Origin of the sequence: Ruegeria sp. EL01, from assembly GCF_900313035.1 — a bacterium.
Lineage (GTDB): Bacteria > Pseudomonadota > Alphaproteobacteria > Rhodobacterales > Rhodobacteraceae > Ruegeria.
The window spans coordinates 435,339-461,847 of the sequence record NZ_OMPS01000046.1 but is presented as its reverse complement, the minus strand read 5'-3'; the positions used below and the strand labels follow the sequence as shown (position 1 = coordinate 461,847).

Annotated in this window: 29 protein-coding genes and 1 tRNA gene; 13 read left to right on the top strand and 17 right to left on the bottom strand. The window is 56.1% G+C overall.

The genetic code is table 11. From position 1 onward, the window contains the following. Positions 1 to 10: 10 nt before the first annotated feature. Positions 11 to 1,186: a serine hydrolase gene (locus D9K61_RS22665; RefSeq protein WP_254055842.1), complete on the bottom strand. Its 1,176-nt coding sequence runs from the start codon at positions 1,184 to 1,186 to the stop codon at positions 11 to 13. Positions 1,187 to 1,446: 260 nt separating this feature from the next. On the opposite strand from D9K61_RS22665, the gene D9K61_RS22660 reads away from it, so the two are divergent. Further along, positions 1,447 to 2,052, top strand: coding sequence for a 2-hydroxychromene-2-carboxylate isomerase (locus D9K61_RS22660; RefSeq protein WP_162947000.1), 606 nt, complete (start codon positions 1,447 to 1,449; stop codon positions 2,050 to 2,052). A 38-nt stretch (positions 2,053 to 2,090) separates the two neighbouring features. Here D9K61_RS22660 and D9K61_RS22655 read toward each other — a convergent pair whose 3' ends face one another. Both D9K61_RS22655 and D9K61_RS22650 read right to left on the bottom strand, forming a co-directional pair. Continuing rightward, positions 2,091 to 3,122, bottom strand: a complete 1,032-nt coding sequence (locus tag D9K61_RS22655; RefSeq protein ID WP_120635447.1) for a phosphotransferase family protein — start codon at positions 3,120 to 3,122, stop codon at positions 2,091 to 2,093. Between the two features lie 15 nt (positions 3,123 to 3,137). Continuing rightward, on the bottom strand, positions 3,138 to 3,956 hold the full coding sequence (locus D9K61_RS22650) for an SDR family oxidoreductase (RefSeq protein WP_120635446.1): 819 nt from the start codon (positions 3,954 to 3,956) through the stop codon (positions 3,138 to 3,140). Between the two features lie 144 nt (positions 3,957 to 4,100). On the opposite strand from D9K61_RS22650, the gene D9K61_RS22645 reads away from it, so the two are divergent. The 3 genes from D9K61_RS22645 (at position 4,101) to D9K61_RS22635 (ending at position 6,415) form a co-directional block, all read left to right on the top strand. Then, on the top strand, positions 4,101 to 5,096 hold the full coding sequence (locus D9K61_RS22645) for an NADPH:quinone oxidoreductase family protein (RefSeq protein WP_120635667.1): 996 nt from the start codon (positions 4,101 to 4,103) through the stop codon (positions 5,094 to 5,096). A gap of 117 nt (positions 5,097 to 5,213) precedes the next feature. Beyond that, the gene (gene aroQ, locus D9K61_RS22640) at positions 5,214 to 5,663 is read left to right on the top strand and encodes a type II 3-dehydroquinate dehydratase (protein WP_120635445.1); all 450 of its coding nucleotides are present in this window, start codon (positions 5,214 to 5,216) and stop codon (positions 5,661 to 5,663) included. Beyond that, positions 5,660 to 6,415 (top strand): LuxR family transcriptional regulator, encoded by a 756-nt coding sequence (locus D9K61_RS22635; RefSeq protein WP_120635444.1) that lies wholly within the window; start codon positions 5,660 to 5,662, stop codon positions 6,413 to 6,415. The genes aroQ and D9K61_RS22635 overlap by 4 nt, the downstream gene beginning before the upstream one ends. A gap of 361 nt (positions 6,416 to 6,776) precedes the next feature. Here D9K61_RS22635 and tsf read toward each other — a convergent pair whose 3' ends face one another. The 5 genes from tsf to D9K61_RS22610 all read right to left on the bottom strand — a co-directional run bounded on the left by tsf (position 6,777) and on the right by D9K61_RS22610 (position 10,592). Beyond that, positions 6,777 to 7,652: a translation elongation factor Ts gene (tsf, locus tag D9K61_RS22630; protein WP_120635443.1), complete on the bottom strand. Its 876-nt coding sequence runs from the start codon at positions 7,650 to 7,652 to the stop codon at positions 6,777 to 6,779. A gap of 77 nt (positions 7,653 to 7,729) precedes the next feature. Then, a complete protein-coding gene (gene rpsB, locus D9K61_RS22625) occupies positions 7,730 to 8,539 on the bottom strand; it encodes a 30S ribosomal protein S2 (RefSeq protein WP_120635442.1) in 810 nt (269 codons plus the stop codon). 167 nt (positions 8,540 to 8,706) lie between these two features. Then, entirely contained in the window at positions 8,707 to 9,543 is an 837-nt protein-coding gene (locus D9K61_RS22620) for a 1-acyl-sn-glycerol-3-phosphate acyltransferase (protein ID WP_120635666.1), read from the bottom strand. A gap of 4 nt (positions 9,544 to 9,547) precedes the next feature. Then, a complete protein-coding gene (locus D9K61_RS22615; RefSeq protein ID WP_120635441.1) occupies positions 9,548 to 10,303 on the bottom strand; it encodes a GNAT family N-acetyltransferase in 756 nt (251 codons plus the stop codon). A gap of 106 nt (positions 10,304 to 10,409) precedes the next feature. Next, positions 10,410 to 10,592: a DUF3553 domain-containing protein gene (locus tag D9K61_RS22610; protein WP_120635440.1), complete on the bottom strand. Its 183-nt coding sequence runs from the start codon at positions 10,590 to 10,592 to the stop codon at positions 10,410 to 10,412. Between the two features lie 42 nt (positions 10,593 to 10,634). On the opposite strand from D9K61_RS22610, the gene D9K61_RS22605 reads away from it, so the two are divergent. Then, positions 10,635 to 11,231, top strand: a complete 597-nt coding sequence (locus D9K61_RS22605; RefSeq protein ID WP_120635439.1) for a histidine phosphotransferase family protein — start codon at positions 10,635 to 10,637, stop codon at positions 11,229 to 11,231. Here the strand turns inward: D9K61_RS22605 and D9K61_RS22600 are convergent. From D9K61_RS22600 to D9K61_RS22560, 9 genes are all read right to left on the bottom strand, one after another. Further along, positions 11,228 to 12,490 carry a glutamate-5-semialdehyde dehydrogenase gene (locus D9K61_RS22600; RefSeq protein WP_120635438.1) on the bottom strand — a complete coding sequence of 421 codons (1,263 nt, stop codon included), beginning with the start codon at positions 12,488 to 12,490 and terminating at the stop codon, positions 11,228 to 11,230. The two genes, D9K61_RS22605 and D9K61_RS22600, sit on opposite strands and share 4 nt — an antisense overlap. Positions 12,491 to 12,534: 44 nt before the next feature. Next, the gene (gene proB, locus D9K61_RS22595) at positions 12,535 to 13,641 is read right to left on the bottom strand and encodes a glutamate 5-kinase (RefSeq protein ID WP_120635437.1); all 1,107 of its coding nucleotides are present in this window, start codon (positions 13,639 to 13,641) and stop codon (positions 12,535 to 12,537) included. Next, positions 13,629 to 14,663: a GTPase ObgE gene (gene obgE / locus D9K61_RS22590; protein ID WP_120635436.1), complete on the bottom strand. Its 1,035-nt coding sequence runs from the start codon at positions 14,661 to 14,663 to the stop codon at positions 13,629 to 13,631. The genes proB and obgE overlap by 13 nt, the downstream gene beginning before the upstream one ends. Before the next feature lie 37 nt (positions 14,664 to 14,700). Next, positions 14,701 to 15,237 (bottom strand): GNAT family N-acetyltransferase, encoded by a 537-nt coding sequence (locus D9K61_RS22585; protein ID WP_120635435.1) that lies wholly within the window; start codon positions 15,235 to 15,237, stop codon positions 14,701 to 14,703. Then, entirely contained in the window at positions 15,234 to 15,842 is a 609-nt protein-coding gene (locus D9K61_RS22580) for a LysE family translocator (RefSeq protein ID WP_120635434.1), read from the bottom strand. Before D9K61_RS22580 ends, D9K61_RS22585 begins: the two co-directional genes overlap by 4 nt. Positions 15,843 to 15,935: 93 nt before the next feature. Further along, positions 15,936 to 16,205: a 50S ribosomal protein L27 gene (rpmA, locus tag D9K61_RS22575; protein ID WP_120635433.1), complete on the bottom strand. Its 270-nt coding sequence runs from the start codon at positions 16,203 to 16,205 to the stop codon at positions 15,936 to 15,938. Positions 16,206 to 16,216: 11 nt separating this feature from the next. Next, the gene (locus D9K61_RS22570; RefSeq protein WP_120635432.1) at positions 16,217 to 16,861 is read right to left on the bottom strand and encodes a 50S ribosomal protein L21; all 645 of its coding nucleotides are present in this window, start codon (positions 16,859 to 16,861) and stop codon (positions 16,217 to 16,219) included. A gap of 220 nt (positions 16,862 to 17,081) precedes the next feature. After that, positions 17,082 to 17,882 carry a DUF2059 domain-containing protein gene (locus tag D9K61_RS22565; protein ID WP_120635431.1) on the bottom strand — a complete coding sequence of 267 codons (801 nt, stop codon included), beginning with the start codon at positions 17,880 to 17,882 and terminating at the stop codon, positions 17,082 to 17,084. Continuing rightward, positions 17,882 to 18,724, bottom strand: coding sequence for a DUF2059 domain-containing protein (locus tag D9K61_RS22560; protein WP_120635430.1), 843 nt, complete (start codon positions 18,722 to 18,724; stop codon positions 17,882 to 17,884). Before D9K61_RS22560 ends, D9K61_RS22565 begins: the two co-directional genes overlap by 1 nt. Before the next feature lie 123 nt (positions 18,725 to 18,847). Between D9K61_RS22560 and D9K61_RS22555 the strand changes: the two genes are divergently transcribed. The 8 genes from D9K61_RS22555 to D9K61_RS22520 all read left to right on the top strand — a co-directional run bounded on the left by D9K61_RS22555 (position 18,848) and on the right by D9K61_RS22520 (position 26,503). Beyond that, positions 18,848 to 18,937: transfer RNA gene (locus tag D9K61_RS22555), tRNA-Ser, on the top strand. A gap of 260 nt (positions 18,938 to 19,197) precedes the next feature. After that, positions 19,198 to 19,788, top strand: coding sequence for a hypothetical protein (locus D9K61_RS22550; RefSeq protein WP_120635429.1), 591 nt, complete (start codon positions 19,198 to 19,200; stop codon positions 19,786 to 19,788). Between the two features lie 211 nt (positions 19,789 to 19,999). Further along, positions 20,000 to 21,028 carry an alcohol dehydrogenase catalytic domain-containing protein gene (locus tag D9K61_RS22545; protein WP_120635428.1) on the top strand — a complete coding sequence of 343 codons (1,029 nt, stop codon included), beginning with the start codon at positions 20,000 to 20,002 and terminating at the stop codon, positions 21,026 to 21,028. Between the two features lie 74 nt (positions 21,029 to 21,102). Further along, the gene (locus tag D9K61_RS22540; protein WP_120635427.1) at positions 21,103 to 21,978 is read left to right on the top strand and encodes a branched-chain amino acid ABC transporter permease; all 876 of its coding nucleotides are present in this window, start codon (positions 21,103 to 21,105) and stop codon (positions 21,976 to 21,978) included. Between the two features lie 4 nt (positions 21,979 to 21,982). After that, a complete protein-coding gene (locus D9K61_RS22535; protein WP_120635426.1) occupies positions 21,983 to 23,080 on the top strand; it encodes a branched-chain amino acid ABC transporter permease in 1,098 nt (365 codons plus the stop codon). Next, positions 23,077 to 23,841, top strand: a complete 765-nt coding sequence (locus D9K61_RS22530) for an ABC transporter ATP-binding protein (RefSeq protein ID WP_120635425.1) — start codon at positions 23,077 to 23,079, stop codon at positions 23,839 to 23,841. The genes D9K61_RS22535 and D9K61_RS22530 overlap by 4 nt, the downstream gene beginning before the upstream one ends. Further along, positions 23,838 to 24,611, top strand: coding sequence for an ABC transporter ATP-binding protein (locus tag D9K61_RS22525; RefSeq protein WP_120635424.1), 774 nt, complete (start codon positions 23,838 to 23,840; stop codon positions 24,609 to 24,611). Before D9K61_RS22530 ends, D9K61_RS22525 begins: the two co-directional genes overlap by 4 nt. A gap of 5 nt (positions 24,612 to 24,616) precedes the next feature. Continuing rightward, positions 24,617 to 26,503 (top strand): long-chain fatty acid--CoA ligase, encoded by a 1,887-nt coding sequence (locus tag D9K61_RS22520; protein ID WP_120635423.1) that lies wholly within the window; start codon positions 24,617 to 24,619, stop codon positions 26,501 to 26,503. Positions 26,504 to 26,509: the final 6 nt, after the last annotated feature.

The following is a 26,509-nucleotide window of genomic DNA, read 5'->3' as shown; positions in this document are numbered from 1 at the left end:
CGCCGTGAAATCAATCAATCATCGCCGCAAGAACAAGTGCCTTAAGCTCTGCTCGGGACGGGTAGGAACTGGACGGTGACAACTGGGTGAAGAACACGGCGGTCAGGTCATTGTCCTGATCGATCCAGAAATAGGTCGATGCCATGCCGCCCCAACTGAAGTCCCCGACCGACCCCGGGACGCGGACCCTGCCCGGGTTCAAGATGACCGAACCACCCAGTCCAAAGCCCATACCCTCCATCGGTTGTTCGGCGAAACTTTGCGGCCCCATCGATGCAATGTCGCCCGGCAAGTGATTACGCATCATGAAGTCCACCGTCTTGGGCCCCAGCAAACGATGGCCATTGCCAGTACCGCGGTTCCGAAGCATCTCGGCAAATGTTGCATAGTCGTCGATTGTACTGACCAAACCTCCGCCACCCGAAAAAGTAGTTGTATTTTCAAAGGGTGAGTGCCCAGCACGATCCACAAGACGCAAGGTTTCCGAGCCTACATTGGCCGAATTCAGCGCCATCGCGTCACCCGCGAGCGGAGTATAAAGCGATGCAAATCGATCCCCTACCCCGGTTCCAACCGAGAATCCGGTATCTCGCATGTTTAGCGGGCCAAAAATCTCTTGCTCAAAGAATGCATCCAGAGACTTTCCCGCGACGACCTCAATCACGCGTCCTAGCACATCCAAACTGACCGAGTATTCCCAGCGGGTTCCAGGTTGGAATGCCAGCGGCAAATCGGCCAAATCAGCGACGCGGTCCTTTAACAGACCCTGATTTGGCTTGAACAATAGGTCTTGCTCGTCCATCGCGGTAGGTAACAGCCCTGGATTGAACGGGTAGCTGAAGCCAGCGGTATGGGTCAGCAACTGATGGAGAGTTGGCGTGGTGGTATCCTGAGTTTGGTCCAACCGCAGCGCATCCGGAACAAGCGCCTGTATGTTGTCGAAGCCCCGAACAAAATCCGACAGAGGCGCATCCAGATGGAACAAGCCTTTTTCGGCCAGCATCATGATCGCGACGGACGTCACAGGCTTGGTCATCGAGTAGATGCGGACCAATGTGTCCCTTTCAAACGGCAAGTTGCTTTCGACACTTCGCAACCCGGTCGCATTGAAGAAAACCTCGCGACCCTTGTGAAACACCACGACTGAACTGCCGGCGTATTTCCGCTGTTCAACATAGGTGTCCATCCATGTGGGAATACGGTTCAGCCGCGTTTGTTCAAACATCGCATTTGCGTTAGGCATTGAAGATCTGACCTCCTATGATCTTCTGCGATCATGGTTGCTTGGGCGCTGAAACAACAGTGAAAATTGCACGTCCCGGCAATAGGTCTTCTGACCGATTGCGATGGGTACAGAGACCGGTTCAGGTGTTAGACTACCGACGTCTCAGATTCGCCGTTCGCTTTCGCAATCCCAACGACCTGTCGTCTTTCCGGAGGACCAATATGGCCCAAAGCATCGATTTCGTCTTCGACTTTTGCAGTCCAAACGCTTTTCTGGCCCATAAATTGTTGCCGGGTCTGGCCAAGCGACACAAAGTTGCGATCAACTATGTCCCGGTGCTGTTGTCCGGAGTTTTTAAGGCCACCAACAACCAAAGTCCTTTTCACGCATTCTCGGAAAACCGACAGAAATCAGCCTATCTGACACATGATTTGCACCGTTTTGCGCGTCGTCGCGGGTTGAGTTTCCACATGAGCCCGCATTTCCCGTTAAACACAAGGTTCGCGATGCGTGGGGCGCACTTTGCGTCGGGAAAGGCATGGGGAATCAAATATATAAACGCTATATTTGATGCGATCTGGGTGCATGGTCAAAAGGTTGATGAGTTGGGTGTACTAACCGAAATTTTGCACGAGAACGGGCTGCCGGTTCGGAAAACTCGTGAGGCTATAGGAAGCGCTGACACAAAACAAAAACTGAAAGAACAAACCAAAGCTGCCGTCAGGCGCGGTGTTTTCGGGGTGCCCAGCATGTTCATCGGTGATGAGATGTTCTTTGGCAAGAACAGCCTCGCAAATCTGGAACTGGAGTTGTCCAACCTCAGATAAGTTGTAGAATCTTATGAAAACAGAGTGTTACCGTGCTTTTATAAGGTTTTTCCAAGTGCCGCCAACCCATGCCGTGCGAAGACAGGAACATAGGCGCCAAACGCTTGGGCGCGTTTGGGATCGGACGCGTTACCGTCTAAAGCACGTTTGTAAACCCCTTGCAGAATACCTGCCATGCGGAAAAAATTGAACGCCAGATAGAATCCAAAATTCTCGATCCGGTCGATGCCGCGCCGAGCACAATATTGCGCGATAAATGCCTGATCACTGGGCAGGCCCAGACTGTCGCGATCAATACCGGCCAACCCCCTGCCTTCTTTGCCCGGAGGCATCTGCCACTGCATGATGACGGCAGCCAGATCGGCGTAAGGGTGCCCAATCGTTGACAATTCCCAGTCGAGCACTCCGATGCACTTGGCGCTGTCCGCAGCGAACATCAGGTTGTCGATCCGATAGTCGCCATGAACCAGTGTTCTTTGACCGTCATCCACTGGGATCGAGGCTTCCAAAGCTGAAATCAGCGCATCCATATCGGCGATCACCGTGGTCTCTGAGGCCCGATACTGCTTGGTCCACCGAGAGATTTGCCGCTCAAAATAGTTCCCGGTTGGTCCGTAGTCGGACAGTCCGGCTGCGTCTATGTCCACCATGTGAAGCTCGGCCAGAACGCGGTTCATCTCGTCCAGAATGGCGGTCCGGGTCGTGTTGCTTTCGCCCTTCATCGCGGGTTCCAGAAAGACCCGGCCCTGCAGATGCTCCATGACGTAAAAGGTCGAGCCGATGACGCTGTCATCTTCGCAGAGCAGGTACATTTCGGGCACCGGAACCTTGCTGCCCGCAATCGCGTGCTGCACCCGGAACTCACGATCAACTGCATGTGCTGATTTCAACAATGTTCCGGGCGGTTTGCGACGCAATACATAAGATCGGTTCGGAGTACGCAACTCATAAGTCGGATTGGATTGGCCGACCGGGAATTTGGAAGCCTCCAATGGGCCTTGATAGCCACTTAGATGCGCAGACAGATAAGTATCTACAGCCGACAGGTCTAACGTATTGTCGTTGCTCATTTTCTGCACTCGCGATTACATGGCTTCGGCAAAGATATTGCCCGCTGTCACCACATTGATACCACCAGAAACCGGAATCACAGCACCCGTGACATAGCTGCCGCCTCGACCGCACAGAAACAGCATACACCCTGCGATATCTTCATCCCGCCCGACGCGTCCCAAAGGTACAGATTTGCCAACCTTGTCGCGCGTGCCCTCATCAGCTGTGGCAAAAGCCGTCATGCGGGACACAAACGGCCCCGGAGCCAGCGCGTTAACGGTCACATTATAAGGCGAAAGCTCTTTCGCCATGATCTTGGTCAAATGCAGCACTGCCGCCTTTGACGCCGAATAGCTGTACGCGCCGTCCCCCATCGGAACTTCACCCATGACGGAACCAACGTTGACAACCCGGGCAGGATCTTCCGGTGATCCGGATTTCATCAGCAGCGGCAGCAGCCTTTGGGTAAGCTCGAAAATGCCCGCGACATTGACGGACATGACTTTTTCCCAAGCTTCGTAGGGAAATTGACCCATCGGTGCGCCCCACGAAACGCCCGAGTTATTCATAAGAATATCAAGTTTATCCGTGCGGGAATTAATGTCATCGACCAGGGTAGCGATCCCTTCTTTGCTGCCAAGATCACCAGCAAACCCATCTGCACTTCCCGGGGCGTCCAAATCGTTCAGCTCGGCCGCCACGGCAGCACATGCATCACCTTTGCGCGACGCGATCAGAACATGTGCCCCGGCCCGAACCAGCGCTTCGGTCGCCATACGACCAATTCCGGTTGCCCCTCCGGTGACCAGTGCGGTTTTACCGTGCAGCGAGAAAAGAGTTTCGGGTGTCATGGTCTGCTCCTCAGTTATATGCGGCGCGGCGTCCCGGAATGTCCAAACTTGCCGTCGCGGGACCCGGGCGTCTGCGCCGTTGACAACCCAGGTCGGTGCACCAAAAGTTCTTCCTTACAGATTAACAGGGACAAGGCCGTCGACATGCAAGCATTACTCAGCGTCGCCCCCGGCGGGCCCGAGACACTGGAACTGACCACCCTGCCCGATCTCAAACCAGGTAAGGGTGATTTGCTAATCGGTGTAAAGGCCGCCGGTGTCAATTTTCCGGACACATTGATCATCCGGGATCTGTACCAAATGAAACCACCCCGCCCTTTTGCCCCGGGCGGAGAAATCGCAGGCGACGTTCTGGCTGTGGGTGAAGGGGTCAAGGGATTCGCGGTCGGAGATCGCGTTCTGGCGTTGACCGGGCACGGAGGGTTCGCGACGCAGGTGGTGGTCAAGGCGGCGACGGCACTCAAATTCCCGGATGCGATGCCATACGAGGATGCCGCCTGTTTCATCTTCACCTATGGCACCTCCTATCACGCTCTGAAAGATCGAGCCGCGATTCAACCTGGTGAAACTCTGTTGGTTTTGGGCGCAGCTGGTGGCGTGGGGTCTGCAGCTATTGAGCTGGGCAGAGCCATGGGCGCCCGTGTGATCGCAGCTGTGTCGTCGCCAGAGAAGGCGGAATTTTGCCGCCAGATCGGTGCGGACGACACAATCCTCTATCCGCGTGAAATGGACCAGGATGCGCAGAAGCCTTTTGCGCGCGACATTAAGGCACTGGCCGGGGCCGGCGGTGTGGATGTCGTGTATGACGCGGTTGGCGGGCCCTGTGCCGAACCTGCTTTGCGCAGTATGGCGTGGAAAGGTAGATACCTTGTGGTTGGCTTTCCCGCCGGAATTCCGAACATCCCGCTTAACCTTCCGTTGCTAAAAGGCTGTCAGATCATAGGCGTCTTTTGGGGGGCGTCCGTCTTTCGGGACCCACAGGCGCATGCGGAGAACGTCAAAGAGCTGTTTGACTATTACGCGGCGGGTCAGATCAAGCCACGTATCAGCGCCCGGTTTCCACTACGAGACGCGCCTGAAGCGCTGGAAAATCTATCTCAGCGATCTGTCTTGGGAAAACTTGTAGTGACCATGGATTAAACCCGTTCCCTACGCCAAAAACATGTATCCCGAATACCCTTAACCCGCTGAGGTAAAGTCAGGTGGACAACCATACCAATTCATGTCTATGAACCTTGTAATGGGGATAAATTAGTAATGCATGACGTTTTGGTACTGAATGGACCGAACCTCAATCTGCTGGGTACGCGCCAGCCAGAGGTGTATGGTGCAACCACTCTAGGGATGATCGAAGATCGCTGCACCAAACACGGTGCATCTGTCGGGCTGAATGTGTCACATCTTCAATCCAACCACGAGGGCGTTTTGATTGATGCGATCCACGCCGCTCGGGGTGTTCAGGATGGTTTGATTGTGAATGCAGGCGCTTTGACGCATACTTCGATTGCCCTGATGGATGCGTTTGCCTCTGTCGAATTGCCGGTTGTGGAAGTGCATTTGTCGAATATCCATGCGCGCGAGGCATTCCGCCACAGTTCGTACATTGCCCCGGTTGCGTTGGGCCAAATCTGCGGGTTTGGAGCCCAAGGCTACATCTTCGCGTTGGACGCGCTGGCAGCCCACCTGACTCCGGGGAGCGGCGCATGAAGCTTAAGGAATACCTGCACTTTGTAACCTACGCCAAGACCCTGGAAGAGCTTTGGGACGCGCATTGCCGGCAGATGGCCGAGTATGGGTTTGACCGGTTGATCTATGGGTACACGCAGTTTCGGACCGCGACATCGCTGGGGGATCCTGAAGACTTCACAATTCTTACGAACCACAGCCGGTCGTATGTAGACGGTTTTCTGGGCGACGGATTGTATTTCCATGCGCCAATGCTGAAATGGGCGCTGGATCATGAAGGTGCGGCAAGTTGGAATATGATTCAGGACATGGTTTCCAGTGGGGTGCTAACGCCTCAGGAGCAGCGCGTCATTGATTTCAATAAATCCAAGGGGGTTGTTGCGGGGTATACCGTCAGCTTCAACTCCGTCTCCATCCGCTCAAAAGGCGCGATCTCGCTGTCTGCAGAAGATGGCAGAACCCAGGATGACGTTGATGAAGCTTGGGAGAATCATGGAAATGACATTCTTCTGATGAACAATGTCGCCCATCTGAAGATCCTGACCCTGCCCCACAGCCCGCCAAATCGCGGCCTGACCAAACGCCAGCGCGAGGCGTTGCAATGGGTCGGCGATGGCAAAACAACACAAGACATTGCGTTGCTTATGGGGTTGACCTCGGCGACGGTTGAAAAACACCTGCGACTTGCCCGGGAAGCCTTGTCCGTTGAAACCACGGCGCAGGCTGTTCTTAAGGCATCATTGCACAATCAGATGTTTGTCGTCGAAGCCTGAACCAGCTGAGTTGACGCGAGACTGCGTCACTTTACCTAGGGTAAGGAAAACATGACTATCCGAATCTGGCAGGAAAGTTGCACAGTATCCTTGTTCCGTGAGTGGTGGCTTTAGCCAGGGAACATTCGGTTGGATCTTTGCAATAACAGAGCTCTCCAATCACTCTGACAAGGGGGCGTTTATTTATCCGCGTACCGGTGTCGGAATTTTGGGGGGCCTCGACCATCCCCATCATGCGGGGCCCTCCATTCAACTTCTTGTTCAATGGCGGATTTGAGTTGGCTTAAAAAAAAACGGGCTACGCGACGCGTAACCCGTTCCAGCTTGGTGATAGGGCCCTGAACGGCCCCTACACTTTTGATTAGCCCTGAGCGGCTTTTGCAACTTCGGCTGCGAAGTCTTCCTTCTCAACCACGATGCCTTCGCCAACTTCCAGACGGACAAAGCCAGTGATGGTTGCGCCTGCTTCTTTGGCCGCTGCTTCTACGGTCAGGTCAGGGTTCACAACAAACGCCTGGTTCATCAGTGTCGATTCCGCCACGAATTTCTTCATACGGCCAACGATCATCTTCTCGATCACCTGCTCCGGCTTGCCGGATTCGCGGGCGATGTCCATCTGAACCTGCTTTTCCTTCTCGACAACAGCCGGATCCATGTCCGCTTCGGACAGGGCTGCGGGGTTCACAGCGGCGATGTGCATCGCAATCTGCTTGCCGATCGCTTCGTCACCACCAGTCAGAGCGACCAGAACGCCGATTTTACCCATGCCGTTAGTGGCCGCGTTGTGCACGTAAGACACAACGGTGTCACCCGACAGTCTGGACATGCGGCGCACCGACATGTTCTCGCCGATTGTCGCGATCTTGTCGGTCAGCGTGTCGGCAACCGATTTGCCGCCCAGATCAGCAGCGAGCAGAGCCTCGACGTTATCAACGCCTTCAGCGGCATATGCGATCTTGCCGACCATTTCCTGGAATTCGGCATTCTTGCCGACAAAATCGGTTTCCGAGTTCACTTCGACTGCAACACCGGTGCCGCCGTTAACGTGCACTGCAACCAGACCTTCGGCTGCGGTACGGCCCGATTTCTTGGCCGCTTTGGCCAGACCTTTGGTGCGCAGCCAATCGACGGCCTCGTCCATGTTGCCACCGGTTTCGGTCAGTGCTTTCTTTGCGTCCATCATGCCTGCGCCGGTTGTGTCGCGCAGTTCTTTCACCATTGCTGCTGTGATTGCCATCTCTTGGCTCTCCTCAATTCAAACGGATTAGGGGCAGGTCATACCCTGCCCCATATGTCATTTACGTGACGGGCAGCTTACGCTTCGGCTTTGGTTTCCGGCGCGGCTTCTGCGGCTTCTTCAACCGCGGGCTCTTCCGCAACGACTTCTTCAACCGGCGCTTCTTCGAACGCGCCCAGGTCAACACCAGCAGCACCCATCTGAGCGGTCATGCCGTCCAGAGCGGCACGTGCGGCCAGATCGCAATACAGCGAGATCGCGCGCGCTGCGTCGTCATTGCCGGGGATGATGTAATCCACACCATCGGGTGAGCAGTTGGTGTCGACAACAGCCACAACCGGGATGCCCAGTTTGTTGGCTTCGGCGATGGCCAGTGCTTCTTTTTTGACGTCGATGACGAACAGCAGGTCAGGAACGCCGCCCATTTCGCGGATACCGCCCAGCGACGACTGCAGTTTGCCCTGGTCACGTTCCATGCCCAGACGCTCTTTCTTGGTCAGGCCTTCGGCGCCGGATTCCATCGCTTCGTCGATCTGGTTCAGACGGTTGATGGACTGAGAAACGGTTTTCCAGTTGGTCAGCGTGCCGCCCAGCCAGCGGTGGTTCATGTAGTACTGGGCCGACTTTTCAGCGGCTTCGGCGATCGGCTGAGCTGCTTGACGCTTGGTGCCAACGAACAGAACGCGGCCACCTTTGGCAACGGTGTCACGAACAGCCTGCAGCGCCTGATCCAGCATTGGAACAGTCTGGGTCAGGTCCATGATGTGGATGCCATTGCGCGAGCCGTAGATAAACGGGCCCATGCGGGGATTCCAACGCTGTGTCTGGTGACCAAAGTGAACGCCAGCTTCCAACAGCTGACGCATGGTGAACTCGGGAAGAGCCATGCTATTTTCCTTTTCCGGTTTACGCCTCGGCGGGGGTTGAAAGAAGCGGATGCTCCAACCGGCGGGCCAGATAAGGATGTCTCCCCTACAAAGCCCAAACCCCGCCTGCGGGTTTGAATGGCGCGCGTATACGGCAGGATTTAACGCTGTGCAAGGGCCAAATGCCCTTATTTTTCAAGTCGGGCCAGCGCATGCGCGTGCCGGACCGCCTCTTCGCAATATGCCGCCAGGGCTTTGCGGTTTTCAAAATCACTCACCCGGGCCGGGGCGTGGTAAATCAACTCAACCGAACCTTGTCGGCGCGCGCCCAACGTCTTCAACAGATGTGGTCCGAATTCCATATCGCCCCACCAGCCGTAAAACCTGTCGGGCTGACCTTTGGGTGCGTGAAAGACCACGGATACGGGTTGCACATACATTTTATTGCGCAACTCATCTGCGAAGAACGCCGCAAAAAGCGTTGTTTTAAATGGCAAAATACGTAACCCGTCGGTCGACGTGCCTTCGGGAAAGAACAACAACTTATGGCCAGCGTTTAACCGTGTTTCGAAAATCCGTGTTTGTTCGCGTGCTTTTTTGGGGTTTCGCTCGATGAAGACGGTGCCAGTTGCCCGGGCCAGCCAGCCGATACCAGGCCACTTCGCGACTTCTGCCTTGGAGACAAAGTAAATCCGTTTGCGCGCGTTGAGGGCAAAAATATCCAGCCATGATGAATGGTTTGCCACCACGGCCCCGTGTTCCCGCATCAAACTACCCGACGTTTGGAATCCGATGCCCAGAATGCGAAACGCGTTTCGGCACACAAACTGGGTTATGAAAGGCGTGACAGGACGGCGGACACCAAAAAACGGACGTTCAAACAGCCGGAGGACCAACAGAACGATCAGCCCACCGAAGACGAAAATCGCCAAAGGTAACCCGCGCACCACCACAAAGCACCAGCCAACAACACCCAAGTCTATCGGGTCAGGTGCGTCTTCACTGTTCCAGAGAGGCGCAGTCATCGGGTCACGCTCCGCCATAAATTCGTTTCTGCCGGTCGTTCATGCGCGCGGTGTCCAGGATCAAACAGACATCGGTGGTGTTAAACGCCTGGTCGATGAACGCCCCCTTGCCCACAAATCCGCCGAGCCGCAGATAAGCCTTTATCAGTGCAGGCACCTGAATCATCGCCGCGCGACGGTCCAAAGCCTCAGGCTCAACCAAGTTCATGGATTGAAACACATCCGGTTGCGCACGGACTCGCAGATCGCTCGGGGCCAAGTGATTGTGGTGCAGCATCGACAATGGCTGAGCCAGTTCGGTTACATCTGTGCCGTGAAAGCTGGCCACACCAAACAGGATTTCGATCTGACGCTCTGCGACGTAGCCAGCCAGCCCGTTCCACAGGTGGTACATGGCGGTGCCGCCCCGGTAATCCGGGTGCAGGCAGGAGCGGCCGAGCTCCAGCAACTTGCGACCGCTTTGTTTCAGGACGGTCAGATCGTATTCGTCCTCGGAGTAATACTGCCCCAATTCTGCGGCACGATCACCCGGTAAAAGCCTGTAAACGCCGACAACTTCGCCAGTTGTATCGTCATAAGCCAGCATGTGATCGAAGTACGGATCAAACTTGTCTTGCTCCAACCCCGCGTCATGGTCGACCATCTCTCCGCCGCCGCCGAGTTCGCGCACGAACACGTCATAGCGCAGTCGTTGCGCTGCGCGCAGGTCTTCGGCTGAGTCAGCAAGTCGAATGGTGAACGAAGGGCCTGCGTCGGGCATGTCAGAAAGTTTGATCCTATGTATCTGATGCGCAGATATCGCAGTTTTTCAGGCAAAGGCAACCAGACGGCAACCGGCTATCCTGTTAACTATTCCTAAACCAGTTTCACGGATCAAAGACGGGCATCAGGGCGATGCGTGTTCCATCGATTACCACTTTCCCCTGCTCGCGAAAGTTCACGGTGATCTTGCCTGCGATGTTGGACTGAACCTGTCCGACGCCCCAGTCGGGAAAATCCGGGTGGCGCACGAACATGCCCGGTGCGAAAATGGCATTCAGATCTGTCATGCTTGGGCTCCGGTCCGGCGTCAGATACAGCAGGAGGTACGCATGGGCGCATCAGACGTCAACCTGGCCGAGTTGATCGGCTCTCGGATCTGTCACGATCTGATCAGCCCGATTGGGGCGATTACCAACGGGTTAGAGCTTTTGGATATGGTTGGTGCAGTGCAAGGCCCGGAGATGGAACTTATTTCGGGCAGTGTCGGCAGCGCCGGGGCGCGGATCCGCTTTTTCAGGGTTGCCTTTGGGCCCGCCAGCGATCAGCCCCTGGGTCGGACCGAGGTGGCAGATCTTCTGAAAGACGTTGAACGCGCAGGTCGTGTTCGAGTGCATTGGCACCTGACGGATGCAATACCTCGCAATCAGGTCAAACTGGCCTTTTTGGCGCTTATGTGCTGCGAAACTGCAATGCCAATGGGTGGTGAGGTCCGGATTACCGCGCATGGCGACAAGTGGGAGGTGACAGGCACCGCCGACAAACTGAATGTCGACAGTGACCTTTGGAAAAACGTCGCGACCGGGCGTTTTCCCAACAAAATCACACCTGCTCAGGTGCAATTTGCCTTGTTGCCCGAAAGCGCCGCGGCCATGGGCCGAAGAATTACGGTCGAGACCGCCCCGACCCGCGTTACCCTCAGTTTCTAGGCGCGGGTCGTCCCGTTTCCGCGGACAAGATATTTAAAGCTGGTCAACTGGGCTGCCCCCACCGGGCCGCGGGCGTGCATTTTGCCGGTCGCAATCCCGATTTCAGCACCCATTCCAAACTCACCACCATCAGCAAACTGAGTTGATGCGTTGTGCATCAGGATTGCACTGTCCAACCGTTCAAAGAACCTGGCGGCGGCAGAGGCATCTTCGGTCATGATGCAATCCGTATGGTTCGAGCCATATTCGCGAATATGCGCGATGGCGCCATCAATGTCAGCGACAGGTTTGGCGGCGATAATGCTGTCCAGGTATTCTTTACCCCAATCATCGGCCGAGGCCGAAACAGTGCCCTCCACAGCCAAAGAGCCTTCGGCATGAACCTCAACACCTGCCGCCAACAGGGCGACGACGATGTCTTGCCCCAGCGTCTCAGCGACATCCTCATGGATCAGTAGGCATTCAGCCGCGCCACAAATACCTGTGCGGCGTGTCTTTGCGTTCAGCACGACATCCAGGGTTTTCTGCGGATCAGCGGCTTTGTCGACATAGATGTGAACGATGCCTTCGAGATGGGCAAAAACCGGCACCCGCGCTTCGCGTTGGACCAAGCCGACCAACCCCTTGCCACCGCGCGGAACGATGACGTCAACGTAGTCGGTCAAGGTCAGCAATTCCTGAACCGCAGCGCGGTCGCGCGTTGGGACCAGTTGGATGGCATCCTCGGGCAGGTTCGCAGCCCTCAGACCTTCGACTAGACAGGCGTGAATGGCGGCGGACGAATGAAACCCTTCGGACCCACCCCGCAGGATCACGGCATTGCCGGATTTCAGGCACAAAGCACCTGCGTCTGCAGTTACGTTCGGGCGGCTTTCATAGATGACACCGATCACACCCAGCGGGGTACGCACGCGCTGAATATTCAGACCTGACGGCATATCCCATTCCGTCAGCACCTCACCCACCGCATCGCCCTGTTCCGCGACGGTACGCAAGCCATCGACCATGCCCTGAATGCGCGCCTCGTCCAGCATCAGACGGTCCATCATCGCAGGGCTCAGGCCCTTGTTGCGACCAAACTCCATATCCTTCTGGTTGGCCGCGATGATCTGAGAGCGATTGTTCCAAACCGCCTCGGCCGCTGCGATCAAGGCCGCGTGTTTGCGTTCCGCGCTTGCAAAGGCGAGTTCCGCTGATGCTGCCTTGGCGCGTGTCCCAAGATCGGTCATCAGGGCGGGGATGTTATCGAAATCCTTCATATCACGTGCCTTTCTGGTCGGTAGCTTTCTGTAACAATGCGCCGCTAAAGCGCCAAGTCGTCGCGGTGGATCAGTGCCGCCCGGCCCGGATAGCCCAAAGTCGCCTCGATCTCCGACGATCTGCGCCCTTTGATTGCGTCGGCTTCCTGCGCCGTATAACGGCTGAGGCCCTGTGCCAGTCGTCGGGACTGAGGATCTAGAACCGCAACCGGATCACCGCGCCCGAACTCTCCGTTTACTGCAACAATTCCGGCAGGCAGCAAACTTTTGCCATTTGCCAACGCATTCGCCGCACCCGCGTCAACGGTAATTTCGCCACGAGGTTTCATCGCTGAAATCCAACGTTTCCGGGCTGCATGCGGATCGAGTGTCGCTGTGAACCAAGTGCAGTTTGCACCATTATTAAGGGATTTCAAAGGGTTCAGCGTCGACCCTTCAGTTATAGCCATTGTGCAGCCTGCGGCAATCGCCATCTTCGCCGCAAGCAATTTGGTTTTCATACCGCCCTTTGACAGGCCGGATCCGGCGTCGCCCGCCATCGCCTCGATCTCGGGCGTGATCTGATCAATCACGTCATAGCGCCTGGCCGAGGCGTCTTCGCTGGGATTGCCGCTATAGAACCCATCCACATCCGAGAGCAGGATCAACTGATCCGCGCCAACGGTCACCGCGATCTGAGCCGCCAAACGGTCATTGTCGCCATAGCGGATCTCATCCGTTGCTACGGTGTCATTCTCATTCACAATCGGAACCACGCCCAAACCCAACAAGGTCTCTAGCGTTGCGCGCGAATTCAGATAACGGCGACGATTGGCACTGTCTTCCAGTGTAACCAGGACCTGAGCGGTCGTAATTTGGTGCGGCGTCAGCGCTTCCTCATAGGCGCGGGCCAGTCGGATCTGCCCAACTGCCGCCGCAGCCTGAGATTGTTCGAGCGCCAATGTGGCTGCAGGCAGGTTCAGGACACCGCGTCCCAGAGCAATGGACCCCGAGGAAACAAGAATGACGTCTGTGCCCTGCCCTTTGAGCCAGGCAACATCCTGTGCAAGCGACTGCAACCAATCCGACCGCAACAAACCCGTTTCGCGATCCACCAACAGGGCGGATCCGATTTTGACGACCAATCGGTTTGCAGCCGTTAGGGCCGCCACGTCGTCGTCTCCTCGACAGGCTTCTGGCGCAGCCTATCTTCGTCAATTTGGGTTCTTAGGGCGCGCAGCACTTCGGTGACCCCCTGACGGGCGACGCCGGACATGGTCATGATCGGGCCACCAACAGCCTCTTGCAGTTCGGCTTTGGCCGCTTCAAGCTCTTCCTCATCCAACGCATCGATCTTGTTGAGCACTGTGATCCGCGGCTTTTCTGCCAACGCCCCGCCATAAGCTTCAAGCTCGTGAATGATTGTCCGGTAATCCTCGGCGACCGTTTCAGAGGTGCCATCAACCAGATGCAACAGGACCGCGCAGCGTTCCACATGACCCAGAAAGCGATCACCGATCCCGCGCCCTTCATGCGCCCCTTCGATCAGACCGGGGATGTCGGCGACGACAAATTCCACGTTGTCCACGCCGACAACGCCAAGGTTCGGGTGCAGCGTTGTAAAGGGATAGTCAGCAATCTTGGGGCGCGCATTTGATGTGGCTGCCAAAAAGGTCGATTTCCCGGCATTCGGCATACCCAAAAGCCCAACATCAGCGATCAGTTTCAGGCGCAGCCAGATGGTCCGGTCGATGCTGCCCTGCCCTGGATTGGCGCGGCGCGGCGCCTGATTGGTCGCCGATTTGAAGTGCAGGTTGCCGAAGCCGCCATTGCCACCTTTGGCCAGCAAGACGCGTTCGCCCACCTGCGTCAGGTCAGCGATCACGGTCTCTTCGTCTTCGTCCAAAATCTCGGTGCCAACAGGGACGCGCAGAATGATGTCGTCACCATCTTTGCCAGTCCTTTGCTGGCCGCGACCGGGTTGGCCGCTTTTTGCAAAGAAATGCTGCTGATAACGGAAATCGATCAGGGTGTTCAGCCCATCCACAACCTCGGCCCAGACAGACCCGCCTTTGCCGCCGTCCCCGCCATCGGGGCCGCCGTATTCGATGTATTTTTCACGCCGAAAGCTGACGCACCCGCCACCGCCGGCCCCGGACCGGATGTAGACCTTTGCAAGATCGAGAAATTTCATGTCAGTCCCCTACTGCAAAGGCCCCACCGGCCACAAGTCAGAGTTTCTTACTATATGTCCAGGTGGGCACATTTGCGTCGCGTGCCACCGAATAGCTCTCAGCGTCGCCGAGGTATTCAAACCCGCAATGAATCAACACCCGGGCCGAGGCCGGATTGTCCTGAAATACACTGGCGAACATGTTCGCGTTCTTCAGCGGGTTGGTATTGACCAAAGCCTCGACCGCCAATGAGGCGACGCCGGTGTTCCAGTAGACCGGTGCAACCCAGTACCCAACCTCGGTCTGGTTGCGATCCAGTCGAGTCAGGGAAATCAGACCGATAAGTTCCGGACCACCATCCTTGGTGGCATCCATGGCCCAGACATCTTCGTCCCGCTCGTCTGCCATCGAACGCGTCACGAAGGCTTCGATCGAACCGGGCGGCAGCGGGTGGGGAATGCTGGTGGTCATACGCGCAACGCGTTCATCGCCTGCATAATGTTCGACGAGACCCATATCCGAACGACGCAAAGGGCGCAGGTCGAACCGCTCGGTTTCGATGACCGGCTGATTTATAATTGTCTCAAGTTTCATGAGTGCGTTCCTCCTCCGAACAACACGAATAATACGGACGCAACAGTCAGACTGGCTAACGTCCACATCAGATATTTTTCCGTAGGCCTTCCTTCAACCACATGGGCAATTCTGTCGCCTGCAAAAGTCCAGATCGGGTGCAATACAATCTGGCAGAGCAATAGACACAGAGCGATTGTAAACGTCGCGTTAAGACTGGGCGTGCCTGCGGCAACAAAACCGGTGAACCCTGCAATAATCATCGCCCAGGCCTTGGGATTAAGCGGATGCACGATCAGCCCGGCCCAAAAACCGGGCACGTCCTGAACGGATACGTCACGCGAAAGTCGCAGATTGGCGATTTTCCACGCAAGCCAGCAAATATATGCCGCCGAAGCATATTTCAGCGCAGCAAACACCATCGGAGTCTGATCGGCGACCTGCATCAACCCAAACCCAACGGGCCAGATGATCAGCTGCTTGCCCAGAACAACACCTGCCACAAACGGCAACGCGGCGCGAAAACCATAGCGCGCACCTGTCCCCAGCAGGACCATATTGGCCGGCCCCGGCGTGCCGACCTGACTGGCGGCAAAGATCAGGAAACTGGTGGTTGCGACTGTCATCAGACCATTCGATCAAATCTGCGTTAAAACGAGAAAGGGGACCGGCATTTGCTGCCGGTCCCCCATGAATTTTCAAACCTTATGGGTTTCGGCTTACTCTGCGGCCTCCGCCACTGGCAGGACCGAAATAAACGTGCGGTTTTTGAGGCCTTTGTGGAACTTTACAGCGCCATCGACGGTCGCAAAGATCGTGTGATCTTTACCGATGCCTACGCCTTCGCCCGGCCAAAACTTGGTGCCGCGCTGACGCACGATGATGTTGCCTGAAATGGCGGCCTGGCCACCATACAGTTTCACGCCAAGGCGACGACCCGCTGAGTCGCGACCGTTACGGGAGGAACCGCCAGCTTTTTTATGTGCCATTCTCTCTCTCCTTAGCCTTTAGCCAGTTCTTTGGCCTGTTCGATCCAGCCTTCACGCTCGATCCGGCCTTTGAACGACAGTTTCTCGTCCATAGCAGCTACGTCTTCATCCGTCCATGCCGCGATCTGGGCAAAGGTGGTGATGCCTGCTGCCACAAGCTTCTTCTCGAGTGCGGGGCCAACACCGGACAATTTCTTCAAGTCATCCGCGCCAGCTTCAGCAGCGGGTGCTTCGGCTTTCTTGGCGGGTGCCTTTTTCGGAGCTGCTTTCTTGGGTGCTGCTGCTTCAACAGCTGCTGCAGAAACCGAACCGGTTGCCGCTTTGATGCCCGACTTGTCAGCGCCCGACGACAGGATGTCAGTGATTTTGACCAGTGTCAGCTTCTGACGGTGGCCAACGGTACGCTTCGAGCTGTGCTTACGACGGCGTTTGACGAACTTGATGACCTTGTCACCTTTGATCTGTTCGACAACTTCGGCTTGAACGCCGGCACCTTCGATGAACGGTGCGCCAACAACCGGTGCGTCACCGCCCAGCATCAGTACGTCGTTGAATTGAATTGTTTCACCTGCGTCGGCAGCCAATTTTTCAACGCGGAGCATATCGCCCGCCTGAACCTTGTACTGCTTGCCGCCAGTCTTGAGGACCGCAAACATGCGTCTTTCCTTTTCATTCCCGCGTTCTGTGGTCCCCGTCTGGGTGTTTTGGCCCCAATGAACTTGAAGGCCACCTCGAACAGCGCGCCCTTTTCGGGCTGTGTGACTGACCTGTGGGACATGCCCAATGGGTCAAATAATAACGATACCCGGCGCGGAAAACCGGCCGGGATGCGCGCTTATCCATAGATTGCCAGTGAAAGTCAACACCCAACCTGCGTCAGATATCTGATCCTCTGAGAACCTGAGCAGCAGCCTCGCCCAGACGAAAGGATATGCTGTCAAACATCTGGTCAAACCCGTCAAACAAGGCCTCATTCACGGCCTGCCCCGTATCGGTACGAGAGAAAGCGATGTTCTCGCGCATCTGCGTTTCGTCCATCGGTCGATAGGCCAACAACAGGAACGAGTACAACCAGGTCGTGGCTTCTTCTGTCTTGCTGTCTGTTTCTGACAACAACTCGGCCAGCAATTCGCCTTCATCCGATAGCTCGCCATAGGCAAGACCCCGGAAAAAGTTGAAATCCGCGCTCAACGACCCTTCTACATTCTGTTCTATCAGGTTGTTGATCTCAATATACTCGTTGACCAGTTCATAGCGCACCGAGTCCCTTGCGGTATTTTCATAAGCCTCGCGCGCCATCTCTTCGATCGCATCGTCGGAAATTGCGCGTCTGGCCGAGTTTTCAAGCGAGATGATCGTTTGGCCCAAGTCGCTTTCGAAGAACACGATCGCCTGATCCAACTGACTGTCCGTCAACCCGCGTTCGAAGGCTTCTGTCACGCGTTCTTGCATCCAGATCGGGTCATAGATGTCTTCAACCTGCGCTTCGAAAAAGGCGCCGCCAGTGTTGTCCAGCAGCGTTTCATCCAACTCGCGGCGCTGGACCATGGCTTCGTCGACCAGAATGTCCATGACCTGCGACAGGTGCATGGCATCCGCCAAACGGTTGACCTTTTCGTCGGCCATCAATGGCGGGGCCCAAAAAGCCAGAAAAGCTAAAAGGCAATTAAGACGCATCAGATATCCTGTGCGGGATGCAAATCAGCCATTCTTGCCGCCAGAATTTCGAATTTCATCGCCATGATCTCGTATTGAATAGCATTCAACAGCTCATACACTTCCTGCATCAACGGCTGTTCCAACGCCTCGACATAGGCATCAACATCCGAATCCGAGAAATCCTGATAGGTGTATGCCGCCCCTGCCAGTGCCGATAAGTGCAAAGACTGGCGCATAGCGGTTTCGTTGCGCTTCATCATCTGACGCAGCTCGTCTGCACCCAGCTGAAGATCAATTACTCCAGACGCGCTGGCGGCCAGCAGGAAGCGCAATTGAATCTCCTGCAACGCGCGCAAAGCCGTTCCGGTGGAATCGATCGCGCGGTTCATCCGTTTCAGGCTTTCGACTCGTTGCGACCCGTTCTGGATCAGGCCGGCAACAATTTCCTGCCCTTCCAGCTGCTTGGCCTCGTCGTCATCTATCAAATGCGATGCATTCTCGGCCTCGACCAGCCGTTGACCAAGATCCGAGGCGTAAAACTCAACGGCATGCCCCAAAGCTTCGTCGCTCAGGGTTTGTTCAAGGATTGCCACGGCAGTTTCGTGCATGTCCACGGTATCAAATACTTCTTCGGTCAACCGTGTCCAATCCGACCCGAACCCGTCCGGATCAATGCCCAGCATTTGCGGCGCTGATCCCGAAGCCAACGCAATGCTTTCCAGCGCCACGTCAAACCCGGTTGTTGTCAAAAACGCCTCAACACGGTCACGGTTGGCGGCCGCGACCTGAAGCGGGATCAGGACCAAAGCCGCAAGCGGCACAAGAAACGGAATGGCGAGACGCCGTGCAAAATATGTCATACCTAATAGCCTAGGAGTTTTATGCCTGCAGGCAATGGAAAATCCGGGCTTTGGCGATTTGCGGAATTTTCTGCTTGCACCGTTGTGCGTTCCTCACTAAATCCCCCCCTCACAGCCCCCCGCGGAGAGGTGCCGGAGTGGTCGAACGGGGCGGTCTCGAAAACCGTTGTGGGTGCAAGCCTACCCAGGGTTCGAATCCCTGTCTCTCCGCCACTCTTCCAGAGTTGCAAACCCTTCCGACAGTGCAAATCAACCGCATCGCCGCCTGTTGGACTGATCGTGATGGTTGCAAGGTGTTCAGAGCAAGAAAATAACTGTGCGCAAGTGTGTTGGCGTGTTATCGCCACGCCCCACCTGCCAGATCAGCGTAGCATGGCTCATGCCCGTATTCTGCTGACATTTCTCGGGAATTCCCCTTTGCGACTCGCTAGCGTTGACCCATCCCGGCGACACATTTTCCAAAGGAGACACACATGTCGCGTACTCTTATTGTTGCAGTCGTCATCGCCGCAATCGGCGCTGGCGGATATCTTTACCTCAACCAAGCCGAGCCAACCCCGGCCGAACAGCTTCAGGCCGCGGAACAGGATGTTAATGATGCGGTGGACGAAACCGTTTCGGCCGCTCAGGACGCCGCGACGGATGCGGCAGATACCGCCACGGACGAAACTGCTGACGCGGCCACGTCTTTGACGGATCAAGCTGCAGATGCCGTTGACGCCGCTGCAGAGCAAGTTGGCGATGCCGCGTCCTCACTGACCGAACAAGCGTCCGAAGCTGCGTCTTCGGTTGCTGATCAGGCCTCGGATGTTGCCGAACAGGCCGGCGATCAAGTTGCTGCAGTCGCAGGTCAAGGTCAGGACCTGTTCAATTCCTGGATTCAGGGAGGCATGCTGACAGCACAGAATTTCGATTATGAGACCATGGTCGCTTCCGTCGAGAACAGCACTTTGACCCAGGACATTAAGACTGGCGCAATCCGGATCCTTGATGACATCAAGGCCTCGCCGGAATTGGTTGTCGAAAAAATGCAGGATCTGCGCAACCTGTTGACACAACAATAAAAACCATCGGGCCGACCCGTCGGGTCGGCCCTTTGCCGTGCTTCTGATAAGGTGCCGCGACGTCAGTGCCCGGTTTGGTTGACCCGGCGCGCGGCTTTTGTTTGATTTGCTTCAAACTCCAGCCTGTACCACAGCTAGAGCTTCCCCGCCTGAACCCCGGTTATCGGTTACCCGATCGCGTGTTATACATACGCTTTTTAAGGATGAAAAAATGTCTGCTCTGCCTTCTTCGATGTTCGCTACAACTTTGAAATACGATGGATACTCCGGTGCGATGACGGGGCCGGTGATCGAAGACGCTGCGGATTGGCTGGCAGAGGCGGAATTGCCTGTTCCAGAGCCGGGTCCGGGTCAGGTTCTGATCCGTTTGCGGACCGCCTCGGTCAACCCGTCTGACATACATTTCATCAAAGGCGAGTACGGTCAGCCGCGCTTCAAGGGTACAGCAGCCGGTTTCGAAGGGTGCGGGGATGTCGTCGCAACAGGCAAGGGCGCCGAGGCGCTGCAAGGCCAGCGCGTCGCCTTTGTTGCGGCAGGTTCCGGGGCCTGGGCTGAATATGTTGTTACCCAGATGCAAATGTGCATCCCGCTGCGCCCAGATATCTCGGACGATGACGGGGCCGCACAGATTGTGAACCCGCTGACCGCGATGGCAATGGTCGATATGGCGAAAGAAGCTGGCGAGGCGTTTGTCGTTTCTGCCGCGACCAGTCAGCTTGGCAAACTGATGTGTAGCCTGGGCCGGGATCTTGGTTTGAAGCCTATCGCTTTGGTCCGCCGTGAAGAGACGGTGGAGTCGCTGAAAAACCTCGGGGCATCCGAAGTTCTGGTCACCACCGATCCGGACGTCACGCAGAAATTCGCGGATCTGAGCGCAACGATGAAACCGCGCGTGTTCCTGGACGCCGTCATGGATCAGCTTTCGGAACAGTTGTTCTGCGCCATGCCCAATCAGGCGCGCTGGGTTTGCTATGGCAAGCTGGGCAGTGAACTCCCTACCCTGACCCAGCCGGGGCAGCTGATCTTCATGGGCAAGCGGATCGAGGGGTTCTGGCTGACCCAATGGATGATGTCCACGCCCCCCGCCGATCAGATGCGTGTGGTGGCCGAGGTTCAGGCGCGTTTTGCCGATGGCCGGTGGAAAACCGATGTCTCGGAACGGCTTACGTTGAAAAATTTGATCCCAAATCTCGCAGATGCGCTGAAAAAGAGTGACGGAAAGGTGATTATCACGCCATAGTAGAACAAGACCCGCGCATCTAAGCAAATCAGCGCGCGGTTCAAACGTCGGCCAACCGACATGGGGAGGAGAGTTTGGATAACGCGCAGCTGCTGATCAGCGGGCTGGCGAATGGCTGTGTCTACGGCCTGATCGCGCTTGGTTTTGTTCTGATCTACAAGGCGACCGAGGCTGTGAACTTCGCGCAAGGCGATTTCATGATGCTGGGCGCCTTTGTGACCATTGGCCTGACAAATACCGAATATATGGGCTTGCCCTTTTGGCTGGCCCTGCCGATCTCACTGGGGATCATGGGGGCTTTGGGCTACCTTCTGGATCGCCTGATCATCCGCCGCCTGTTTGGGGAAAGTCAGACCGCTGTTGTTATCCTCACCATCGCATTGGGTTTTGTGATCCGATTTGCTGCCGGTTTGATCTGGGGTCACGAACCGCAGACGCTGCAAAACCCGTTGGCTGGCAAAGAAGTTCGGTTTGGCGGGTTGGTGCTGGGGATGGAGGATGTGGCCGTCATTGTCGTTACCGTCTTGCTGACCTGGGGCCTGTATGTCTTTTTCAGCAAAACCAAGTTGGGTCTGGCGATGCAGGGCGCGTCGCAGAACCAGTTGGCCGCCTATTACATGGGTGTCCCCGTCAAACGTGTTCAGGGGATTATCTGGGCCTTAGCCGGAGTGGTTGCCGGTATCGCCGGCATTCTCTTTGCGGCCAAAGGGTCTGTCGATCCAACCACTGGCCTGTTGGGAATCAAAGCTTTTGCTGCCGCCGTGATCGGTGGGTTCGGCAGCCTGCCCGGTGCCTTGGCCGGAGGGTTGATCGTTGGCGTAATCGAACCCTTTGCCAGCCGCTACATTGCTGCGGGTTACAGTCAGATTGCACCTTACGCCTTACTTCTGGCCGTCCTCATATTCCGCCCCAACGGGCTGTTCAGTCAGGTTCGGGTCAAGAAGGTCTAGACGCATGCGGATTGTTTTCAAAACGGATTACATGCAGGATATCAGGCCGTGGAAGGACAGTTTTCAACTAACCATGTACCTGATCTTGCTGATAATTGTTGCCGCAGCACCCTGGCTGCTGGACGATTTCTACCTTGGCGAGCTGACCAACGTCCTGATCTGGGCCATCGCCGGTCTTGGCTTGATGATCCTGACGGGGCACACGGGTCAGGTCAGCCTGGGCCACGCAGCCTTTCTGGCTTTTGGCTGTTATGCCAATGCCATCCTGATCGAGGCCGGGGTTCCCTTCCTGATTGCCTTCCCTCTGGCGGGTATCCTGACCGGGGTTGCCGGAGTGACGGTTGCCATCCCTGCCCTGCGCCTGCATGGCATATACCTCGCGATATTCACCATGGCCCTGTCCATTCTGATGGACGATGTCATTGTATTGGCCGAGCCGATCACCGGCGGTGTCGCGGGTAAGTATCTAGGTGGCGTGGAAATCTTCGGTCATCTGGTCGACCGTTGGGCGACACCGGATCAGTTTTTCTGGCTGGTCCTGATCGTCGCCATTGTGGTCACCCTTGGATACATCAATCTGCTGCGCGCGCCGTTGGGGCGCAGCTTCATTGCCGTGCGCGATTCCGAAGTCTCGGCGCAGGCGATGGGCGTGGATGTTGCCAAAACCAAGACCCTCTCGTTTGCACTGTCTTGCGCCGTGACCGGATGGGCGGGTGCGTTGATGGGGCTTTATGCCGGCGCGTTCAACAACGAAACGTTTAGCGTCCTGATCTCGATCCAGTTGCTGATGATGATCGTCATCGGTGGGCTGGGTTCGATCCATGGCGCCTTTCTTGGTGCCATCGTCATCGGATTTCTGCCGCAGTTCCTGTCGATCTCGAAGGAATACGTTGCCGCCGCGTTTGGTGGCAACACGGTCGCCATTCCGGGGCTGGAATTTGGCATCTTCGGCGTGATCCTGATCTGCTTTATCCTGTTCGAACCCATGGGCATGTATGGCCGCTGGCTGAAAATCCGCACCTGGTTCGAGCTTTTCCCCTTCTACCGCAAGGACATGTTCAAACGGCAGAAATCCTATCTCAAGACGGAGCGTCTGAGATGAGTATGCTGGAGTTTGAAAACGTCACGCTAAAGTTCGGTGGCCTGACTGCCGTGAATGATCTGTCGTTCGAGGTTCAAGAAGGCGAGGTATTTGCCATCGTTGGCCCCAACGGTGCCGGTAAATCCACTGTATTCAACCTGATTTCGCGCTTTTACGATCCACACGCGGGATCGATCCGGTTTGACGGGCATGACCTGTTGCAGGTGAAACCCTCGGGCGTCGCTGAATATGGCGTCGCGCGCACGTTTCAGAATATCGAGCTGTTCGAACACGCGACCGTCTTGCAAAACCTGCTGGTCGGGCGGCATCGGCATCGCAAGACCAATTTGATTTCAGAGATCCTGTTTAGCCCCTCGGCGCGGCGGCAAGAACTGGAGAACCGCGAAAAAGTCGAAGAAATCATCGATTTTCTTGACCTGCAGGCCTTCCGCGACAAGATGATTTCGGGCCTGCCCTACGGTGTGCGCAAAGTGGTCGAGGTCGCCCGTGCCTTGGCCACCGACCCCAAATTATTGCTGCTGGACGAACCGGCCTCGGGCCTGTCGGTCGAAGAGACTACGGACATGCGTTGGTGGATCGACGATATCCGGCGGCAGATGGGAATCACGGTGTTGATGGTTGAGCATGACATGGGGCTGGTGTCCGGCGTGTCTGATCGCGTTTTGGCCATGGCCGACGGGGCAAAACTGGCCCTTGGCACCCCAGTCGAGGTGCAGTCGCACCCCGCCGTGATCGAGGCGTATCTGGGGAAAGCTTCATGAGCGAGCCAATCCTGAAGATCCGCAATATCGAGAGTTTCTATGGTCCGATCATGGCCATTCGCGGTGTCTCGCTGGATGTTCACCCAGGTCAGATCGTTTCTATTCTTGGGGCCAACGGTGCGGGCAAGACAACACTGATGAAGACCGTGTCCGGTGTGATGGACCCTGAAAAGGGCAAGATCACCTTTGATGGGCGGGACATCCAAGGGTCTGAACCGCATAAGGTCGTACAAAAAGGCATCGTCCATGTCCCCGAAGGGCGCGAAGTCTTTCCCCTGCTCACAGTGAATGACAACCTGAGCCTTGGGGCGTACACACTCAAGGACAAAGCGCAGATCGAACGCGACCGGGAACTGGTATTCGATTACTTTCCGGTTCTGAAAGACCGTCGCCAGCAAGAGGCCGGAACCTTGTCCGGCGGGCAACAGCAGATGCTGGCGATCGGACGTGGTCTGATGGCCAATCCCAAAATCATGCTGTTGGACGAACCCTCCCTCGGGCTTTCTCCGCTGCTGGTGCAAGAGATCTTCGGCATCCTCAAACGCCTGAACGAAGAACAGAACATGACAATGATGCTGGTTGAACAAAACGCCCACGCAGCATTGGAACTGGCCGATCATGGATATGTCATGGAGGTTGGCCGCATTGTCATGGATGGCGCGGCAGATGTTCTGCTAGAATCCGAAGACATTCAGGATTTCTACCTTGGCGCTCAGCAAGATGGCGCGCGCGAAAATCGCCGCTGGAAGCGTAAAAAGACGTGGAGGTGACCCGGATGGAGAACAGCCCCCTGCCCGCGCAGATCACGATCAACGGTGTTCAGTTCAACGCAACTCCGGGACAGCGCCCGCTGCGTGTGGATGGGTGCGTCACGATTTGCCAGCTGTTCCAAAGTCGCTGCGCCGAGTTGGGTGATCGCACTGCACATCGAGAAAAAGACCTCGGTGTCTGGAAATCCTATTCCTGGAGCGACTACTGGCAGCATGCCAAATGGATCGGACTGGGTTTGCGTCAATTGGGGCTGGAACGTGGTGACGTGGTTTCGGTTCTGTCCGAGGATCGCAAGGAGTGGGCCTGGTTCGACATGGGCATTCAAGGGATCGGCGGGATCTCCTCGGGTGTCTATACCACGGATGCCGCCAGCCAGTTGCAGTACCTGATCAATGACAGCGGCAGCCGATTTCTGATCGTCGAGGACGAGGAACAGCTGGACAAGTTTCTGGAGATCGAGGCCGAAGTTCCCGATCTGCTCAGAGTCATCATCCTGGAAGACGAAGGCCTGCACGATCTGGATCACCCGCGCTGCATGATGATCAAAGACCTGTACGACATCGGCAAACAGGCTGAGGCCGAACACTCTGGCATGTTTGAAGCAGAAATTGCGCTGGCAAAACCGCAAGATACCGCGTTGCTGGTCTATACGTCCGGAACAACCGGCCAGCCCAAAGGCGCAATGCTAAGCCATGAAAACATACTCGCCGCCATCGAATCTGGTGCCCGCGCCCTGCCTACTTTGGCAAGTGACGAACAGCTGTGTTTTCTGCCGCTGTGTCATATCCTTGAACGCGATGTATCGGTCTTTTACCCGCTGGCGGGCAGATGCACTGTAAATTTCGCGGAAAGCCCCGAGACGGTGTTTGCCAACTTGCAAGAGGTGTCGCCCAGCACCTTCACAGCGGTGCCGCGTGTGTGGGAGAAGATCTATTCTCAGGTCCAAATCCTGACCCAAGACGCGACACCTTTGGGGCGTCTGGCCTTTGGGATGGCCTTGAAGGCGGGGCTGGCGCGGGCGGAATATCTGACAACCGGCACACCCGTCCCTGTCGGCGTTGCCGCCCGGTATTGGGTTTGGGATCATCTGGTCCTAAAAAATGTGCGACGGATGCTGGGAATGGACAGACTGCGGCGCGGTGGTTCGGGTGCGGCTCCGATTTCGACGGAATTGCTAAAATGGTATTGGGCCATTGGCGTTCCTCTGGTCGAAGGGTTCGGGATGACGGAAACGGCAGGTCTCGCGTCACTGAACACGACAGAGGAAAACAGAATCGGGACAATTGGCCGGGCTGTCGCAGGCAATGACATCCGCATTTCGGATCAGGGTGAAATCCAACTGAAGGGTATGAATGTCTTTCAGGGGTATTGGCGCAACAATGCCAAAACCGCAGAAACATTTACCTCGGACGGTTGGCTGCGCACGGGCGATCTGGGCCATATCGATGAAGACGGCTACATCACCATCACCGGCCGTCTGAAAGACATCATCATCACTGCGGGCGGCAAGAATATCACCCCGGCCGAGATCGAAAGCCGATTGAAGTTCAGTCACTATGTTTCTGATGCTGTGATTATCGGAGATCAGCGAAAGTTCCTGTCGGCTCTGATCATGATCGATCAGGAAAATGTTGAAAAATTCGCACAGGATCGGAAAATTCCGTTCTCGAATTTCGCTTCTCTCTGCGCGGCATCCGCAGTGAAAGAACTGATCGGCGCCGAAGTGGCTGCGGTGAACAAGGAGTTCGCGCGCGTTGAACAGATCAAGGATTTTCGGCTGATCGACGTTTTGCTGACCGCTGAAGACGATGAGCTGACCGCGACAATGAAATTGAAACGCGGGCTGGTGGAAAAGAAACACGGACATCTCATTGAAGACATGTACAATTAGACAAGG